This is a genomic window from Streptomyces echinoruber, from assembly GCF_014651135.1.
GTDB classification, from domain to species: Bacteria; Actinomycetota; Actinomycetes; order Streptomycetales; family Streptomycetaceae; genus Streptomyces; species Streptomyces echinoruber.
Window position 1 is genome coordinate 22,531 of record NZ_BMWH01000049.1, and the last position, 6,222, is coordinate 28,752.

The 6,222-nt window shown below is 73.9% G+C and carries 9 protein-coding genes; 6 read left to right on the forward strand and 3 right to left on the reverse strand.

Annotated features, from left to right (window positions below):
• Nucleotides 1-306: 306 nt before the first annotated feature.
• Complete coding sequence (locus tag IE225_RS31615; protein ID WP_190061102.1) at nucleotides 307-516, reverse strand: hypothetical protein; 210 nt, start codon at nucleotides 514-516, stop codon at nucleotides 307-309.
• Nucleotides 517-1,042: 526 nt separating this feature from the next.
• On the opposite strand from IE225_RS31615, the gene IE225_RS31620 reads away from it, so the two are divergent.
• Nucleotides 1,043-1,855, forward strand: a complete 813-nt coding sequence (locus IE225_RS31620; RefSeq protein WP_190061103.1) for an SAM-dependent methyltransferase — start codon at nucleotides 1,043-1,045, stop codon at nucleotides 1,853-1,855.
• 109 nt (nucleotides 1,856-1,964) lie between these two features.
• Here the strand turns inward: IE225_RS31620 and IE225_RS31625 are convergent, their stop codons facing one another.
• Both IE225_RS31625 and IE225_RS31630 read right to left on the reverse strand, forming a co-directional pair.
• Nucleotides 1,965-2,885, reverse strand: coding sequence for a helix-turn-helix domain-containing protein (locus IE225_RS31625; protein WP_190061104.1), 921 nt, complete (start codon nucleotides 2,883-2,885; stop codon nucleotides 1,965-1,967).
• A 178-nt stretch (nucleotides 2,886-3,063) separates the two neighbouring features.
• Complete coding sequence (locus IE225_RS31630; protein WP_190061105.1) at nucleotides 3,064-3,294, reverse strand: DUF397 domain-containing protein; 231 nt, start codon at nucleotides 3,292-3,294, stop codon at nucleotides 3,064-3,066.
• A gap of 209 nt (nucleotides 3,295-3,503) precedes the next feature.
• On the opposite strand from IE225_RS31630, the gene IE225_RS31635 reads away from it, so the two are divergent.
• The 5 genes from IE225_RS31635 to IE225_RS31655 all read left to right on the forward strand — a co-directional run bounded on the left by IE225_RS31635 (nucleotide 3,504) and on the right by IE225_RS31655 (nucleotide 6,163).
• Nucleotides 3,504-4,115, forward strand: coding sequence for an ATP-binding protein (locus tag IE225_RS31635; RefSeq protein ID WP_190061106.1), 612 nt, complete (start codon nucleotides 3,504-3,506; stop codon nucleotides 4,113-4,115).
• A gap of 23 nt (nucleotides 4,116-4,138) precedes the next feature.
• Nucleotides 4,139-4,681, forward strand: a complete 543-nt coding sequence (locus tag IE225_RS31640; protein WP_190061107.1) for a hypothetical protein — start codon at nucleotides 4,139-4,141, stop codon at nucleotides 4,679-4,681.
• Nucleotides 4,682-4,891: 210 nt separating this feature from the next.
• Complete coding sequence (locus IE225_RS31645; protein ID WP_229880190.1) at nucleotides 4,892-5,326, forward strand: SsgA family sporulation/cell division regulator; 435 nt, start codon at nucleotides 4,892-4,894, stop codon at nucleotides 5,324-5,326.
• Between the two features lie 175 nt (nucleotides 5,327-5,501).
• The gene (locus IE225_RS31650) at nucleotides 5,502-5,750 is read left to right on the forward strand and encodes a WhiB family transcriptional regulator (RefSeq protein ID WP_190061108.1); all 249 of its coding nucleotides are present in this window, start codon (nucleotides 5,502-5,504) and stop codon (nucleotides 5,748-5,750) included.
• Between the two features lie 140 nt (nucleotides 5,751-5,890).
• Nucleotides 5,891-6,163 (forward strand): DUF5133 domain-containing protein, encoded by a 273-nt coding sequence (locus IE225_RS31655; RefSeq protein ID WP_190061109.1) that lies wholly within the window; start codon nucleotides 5,891-5,893, stop codon nucleotides 6,161-6,163.
• Nucleotides 6,164-6,222 lie beyond the last annotated feature (59 nt).

Below are 6,222 nucleotides of genomic sequence, written 5' to 3' on the forward strand. Positions count from 1 at the left end.
CGGGCGGTGGATGCGAGAACCACATAACCCTTTGTTAAGGATCGCTTAAGCCGGCTTGGGTGGAATGCGACACCCGCACCGTGCGACGCGTCCCGGAAGGCGCCGGGGCAGGCGTCGACCACCCCACCGGACAGGGCCCGGTGAGGCGGCGCGGACCGCTGCGGTGGAGGTGTGCCGGACGGCGCGGGCCGCCGCGGCGGGTGTGTGCCGGACGGCGCGGGCCGCCGCGGCGGGTGTGTGCCGGACGGCGCGGGCCGCCGCGGCGGGTGTGTGCCGGACGGCGCGGGCCGCCGCGGCGGGTGTGCGTCAGGCGGCCCGGTCCCCGGCGGGGGACTCCGAGGCGGCCCCGGCCTCCGGCTGCGGGCCGCGGCGGCCGCCCGGGATCAGGCGCAGGCGGCGCCGGCCCGCGGCACGCCGCCGCGCCGGGGCGGGCGCGAGGAAGCGCTCCTCCAGGCGGTCCATGAGCAGCAGCAGTGCGAAGAGAACCGGCAGTAACGACACGGCGACGACGATCACGATGCCCCCTCGGCCGGACGGACGGGGTCCGAGTGCTCGCATCCGCGCCGTTCATGGGTGCGGGGCCGATGAAGAATCGGTGACGATTCCGGCGCTTCGGGATCATCGGGCGGGTACGCCGGCCCGGCGTCGCCTTCCCGCCCCGCCCGTGGCCCGCTCGGCGGCATCGCGCACGCCCGTGGTCCCGGCTCCGCCCGCCGCCCCTTCGCATACGTCGCCGAGCGGCACGGAACCGCCCGCAGCGCGTCCGCCCGGCCCGGATGCTCGCCGAGTCCCCGGCGGCCGCGCCGTTCCCGGGCGTCGGCCGCCCCGGGGACGCCCGCGACTTTGCGGCCGCCGCCGGTCCCGCCCTGACGCCGGCCGGGATCACGGAACCGGACACCGGCCGGCAACACCCGCTGCTCGCAAGCGAGTTCGATGCGGAAGCGGGCTTCTGCATCGGGCTGGTGTGCCGGAACGCCCTGTCCCTAGGATGTACTCCCAATCCAGCCGGTCCAGTCGGCGCGGCACGTCTTGGGGGAAACGCATGGAGAACCAGCTGTCCACGAAGATCGACGAGTCGGTGCCGACCGCCGCGCGGATGTACGACTACTACCTGGGCGGCAAGGACAACTACGCGGCCGACCGCGCGGCGTGCGAGCAGCTCGACAAGGTCGTCCCCAGCACCCGCCGCCTGGCCCTGAACAACCGCCGCTTCCTGCAGCGGGTGGTCAGGATCCTCACGCAGGAGCACGGCATCCGGCAGTACCTCGACCACGGATCGGGCCTGCCCACCCAGGACAACGTGCACCAGGTCGCGCAGCGCATCGCCCCCGAGACGCACGTCGTCTACGTGGACAACGACCCGATGGTGCTGGTGCACGGCCGGGCGCTGCTCCAGCAGGACGAGCGCACCGCCGTCATACACGCCGACCTGCGGCAGACCGACGAGATCTTCTCGCACCCCGACACCCGGCGCCTGATCGACTTCTCGCAGCCGGTGTGCGTGCTGTTCAACTCGGTCTTCCACTGCATCCCCGACGACGACGAGAACGGGCCGCTCGCCGTGGTGCGCCGGGTACGGGAGCGGCTCGTGCCCGGCAGCGTCATGGTCATGTGCCAACTGGTCAGCGAGGACCCCGAGGTGCGCAAGTTCGTCACCGACTTCATGGACCAGGCGACCCAGGGCCACTGGGGGAGGGTCCGTGAGGAGAAGGACGTCGCCGAGTGGTTCGAGGGACTGGAGATCCTGGAGCCGGGTCTGGTGGAGGTGTCCACCTGGCGCCCCGACACCGAGGTGGCGCCCCGTCAGCTCACCCAGGAGTGGATCGAGTTCGGCGGCGTGGGCGTGATCCGCTGACCTGCCGCGCGGACCGGTTCGCGCACCGCCGCGGACCGGCCCGCGGGCCCGCGCGGCCTCTTCCCTCCGCCGCCCGCCCCGGGGCCGCCCCGGTGGCGGGCGGTCGCCGTCACGGCGCGGGGTAGCGCTCCTCCATCGTGGTCCGCAGCAGCTCCAGGGACTGCGAAGGCGTCAGCGCCTCGTCGGCCAGCCGGTCCAGCGTGATCCGGTACTCCTCCGTCTCGTCGCGGTCCTCGAGGAAGTTGGCGCTGCGGATGTGCTCCAGGTAGACCACGTCCGGCAGGTCGAGGCCGCCGAAGCGCAGATAGGTGATGGAGATGGCCGGCGCCGAGGCGTTGGTGACGTCCAGCGGCACGATCTGCACGGTCACGTTGGGCCGCCGGGCCATGTCGATCAGGTGGGCCAGCTGCTCGCGCATCACCGCACGGCTGCCCAGGACGCGCAGCAGCACCGACTCGTCGATCACCGCCCACAGCTGCGGGGCGTCCGGACGCAGCAGCAACTGGGCCCGGCGGGTGCGCAGTTCGACGCGGCGGCGCACCTCGTTCGCGGTCGCGGTCGGCAGGCCCCGCTCCACCACCGCCCGGGTGTACTCCGGCGTCTGCAGCAGGCCGGGCACGTACTGGATCTCGAAGGTACGGATCGTCGCGGCCGCCTCCTGCAGCCCGACCAGGCGCTCGAACCACTCCGGCATCAGCCGCTTGTCGTAGCGCTGCCACCAGCCCGGCTCGCCGGCCCGCTGCAGCAGCTGCAGCAGCACCGAGGCCTCGTACTCCTTCGTGCCGTACAGCTCCAGCAGCGCGCGGACGTCCTTCTCCGCGGGCGGGCGGCGGCCCTTGCCGGACTCGATGCGCGACAACTTCGCCGGACTGAAACCGAGTTCGCGCGCCGCCTGCTCCTGGGAATACCCGGCGTCCTCCCGCAGGCCCGCCAGCTGCACGCCGACCAGCATCTTCAGCAGGGTCGGCGCCGGTTCCGGCCGGTCCAGATAGGGCTGCAGGCGGGAGAGGCGGTTCGGCTCGGCGGACATCCTGACTCCCAGTGGACCGGCAGACTAGGGGACCCAGGCTATCAGGATGCCGCCCGGCGCACCGCATCCTCCTTTGCAATGCGGCGAGTTGAGAAGGGAGCCTCCGTTTTCCCGCCGGGGCCGGCGGTGGTGTCCCCGTGCCCAGCGCGCGGCGGCGGGAACCCGTCGGCCACGCGCCTCAGAGCAGGTGGTCGAACTCGCCGTCCTTCGCGCCGGCCACGAACGCCGCCACCTCCGCCGGGGTGTAGACGAGCGCCGGACCGTCGGGATCGCGGGAGTTGCGCAGCGCGATGTCCCCGCCGGAGAGGGCCGCGATCTCCACGCAGTTGCCCTCGGCGTTGCTGTGCCGGCTCTTGATCCAGCGGGCGTTGAGCGAACTCGCCCGCACTCCGTTCCGCACTGGTGGCACCGCTGTCTCCTTGCTGTTGCCTGTCGCCGCGCACGGCACGCGACGGTCCGGGCGGGTGCCGGCGGAGGCCGGCGTGGCTCCTGCACCACCCACCCGATTTTCGCGCAATTTCTCGTGCAATTGCACGGGAGCGCCTTCAGCGTGGATAATAGCTGCGGCGTCAACCCCTCCGTTGGCGCCGCAACCTGACAGCTCATCAGGGAGACGCCGTGCCCTTACCCCTGCGCCACGCGCTCCGGCCGCCGACCGAGACGGCCGGGCGGGCCGGGGAGGCGGACACCTTCGGCGGGTTTCCGCAGCCGGGCCGGTCCGCCGCGCCGGGACGGGGCGCCACCCGCCCGCCCGGCGCGCCGAGCGCCGAGGACGAACCGGCCCGGGCCCGTGCCGTGCCGCGCGTCCCGTGCAGTGGCCGGGGCTTCGCCCGCGCCCGGGCCTTCACCCGGGACACGCTGCGCCACTGGCCGCCCGGCCACCGCGGCGACGACGTCACCCTCGTCCGCACCGAACTCGCCACCAACGCCGTGCGGCACGCAGTGCCACGCACCGCGCCGGACGGCACGCACGAGGCGCACGGGAGCGGCGCGGCGGACCTCCGCCTCGGGCCGGCCCCGCACACCGCCCACTTGGTGCTCACCGTCTCCGATCCCGGTGACGACCCGCTCGCCCGGCGGTCCCGGCGACTCCGCGCCGGCGGAGCACGGCCGCAGCCCGGGCATCGTGGACGCCCCGGCCGACGAGTGGGCCGGCTGCCCACCCCGCCGGCCGACAAGAGCCTCCGGGCCGTGCCGGCGTGCCGCCGACCGATCCCCCACCTGACATGACAGCCGCAGAAGGGCCCGACGCCATGCGCACCGCATCGACGGAGCAGCAGCACGCACACCGCACGGACGGCACCCCACCCCGGACGCGGGCGGCGGGCCCACCGCTGGCCGCCCTGGGGCAGGTGCCGTGGCACGAGATCAAGGACTCCACCGGCAGCGCGGCGGCCATCCCGCTGCTGCTCTCCACCATCGCCCGGGGCGACGCCGACAGCGCGCGGCAGGCCCTTGAAGAGCTGCGGAAACGCATCTGCCAGTACGGCTTCGTCGTGGAGCAGGCCACCGCCGCGACGGTTCCCTTCCTGTGGGAGCTCGCCCAGTTGCCCCACGTCACCTGCCGCGCGCAGATCATCCAGCTGCTGAAGAACATCGCCGACGCCCGGCAGTGGGAGCAGACCGCCGCCGTCTACCCCAAGCTGCTCAACCACCGCGAGAACCACGTCGTCTGGGAGCGCCGCGCCCGCCAGGCCGTCCACGCCCGCCGCGGCGTCCTGCGCGACCTCCTGGCCGAACCGGACACCGAGGTCGCCCGCGCCAGCGGCGAACTGGCCCGGTCCCTCGGCGCCTGAACCCCGCGGACGGCGCGTGACGCCCCGGCGCCGGCCTGCGGCGCCGCGACGCCGTCCCCGGGTGGTGCGTGACGCCGTCCTGCGGCGCATGCCGCCCCCGGAGCCGTCTCCGCCCCCGGCCGGCGAGATCACCCGATCGTACCCGCATCACCGGCCCGGACCCGGGCAGCGGACGGGGACCCCGCAGCCGAGCACCGCCGGAGGCCCCGCGTGAGCGCCGTCGTCAGCGACACCCTCTTCATGCGCCTGGAGACCAGCGCCGCGACCGGCACCCCAGCCGGCGCGCCCGTCCTGGCCCGCCTCCGGTACGAGGCGAGCGACCCGTACGCCGTCACCGTGGCGTTCTGCCAGGACGGGACCGTGCCGGCCGAGTGGCGCTTCGACCGGGAGATGCTCGTCGAGGGACTGCGCCGGCCCCTGGGGGAGGGCCGGGTCCGCTTCCGCCCGCGCTGGAGCGGCCACCGGCACGAACTGTGCATCACCCTGCTCGGCAGCGAGGACGAGGACGCCGGGCGGCGCGCCGTGATCACCGCCTGGGCGCCGCCCCTCATGGCGTTCCTCAACCGCACCTTCGCCGCCGTGCCCGGCGGCGAGGAGCGCACCGGCCTCGACTCCTTCCTCGCCCGCGTGCTCGCCGAGGGCTGACCCGCGGCCCCGGCGACCGGATCCGGTCACACCGAACAGATGGCGCACAATCTTGGCCGAAGGGGCATAAACGCTTATATTGCGGCGTGTCTCCCGGGTGGGCGGCGCCCCGAGTGCCGCGGTACGGGGCCTTCCGGGGTTTTCAGCCGAGCCGCGACCGCGAGCGGAGTTCCGGATGAACTGGCGAGAGAGGGCGGCCTGCCGCTACGAGGACCCCGAACTGTTCTTCCCGGTCGGCGACGGGGGCCTGTCCGTCCGGCAGGTCGAGGAGGCCCGCACCGTGTGCCGCCGCTGCCCCGTCCTGCGCGACTGCCGCAGCTGGGCCCTGCACCACGCCGAGTACGAGGGCATCTGGGGCGGCCTGACGGCGGCGGAGCGGCGCATGGCCGCACGTCGGCGCCTTCCGGAGCGCGACCGGTCCTGACCCGGGCGCGCGCGCCGGAGCGCGCGCCCGCGCGCAGCGAACGAAATGCGTCAAGTACGTCACAGCGGAGCGCGAAAGAGGCATGGAGTGCCACCTGCCGGGCATACGCGTCTCACGAAAATTCGAGAGAGGGGCGCTCTGTGCTGGTTCCGGACCCGAAGGTCGTCAGGAAGTTGCTGACCCGGTACGCATCGCTGCAGATCGCTCAGGCGGAGCAGGAGCGGGAGGCGACGGCTCGTGAACTCGAGGACGTCAGTTACACCCTGTGCGTCATGATGGGCACGAACCGCATCCACGACGCGATCGCCAAGGCGGATGCCCTGCTGCTGTCGGCCGGGCGGCGCACCGCGGACGCGGCGGCGGGTGCCGCGGCGGACCCCGGAGGGGACAGCGATCTGTCCCTGGCGGTCTGACGCGGGGAACGACCGGGCGGCCCGGGGGGTGCGGCACACGATCAGTGGTGCCGCACCCC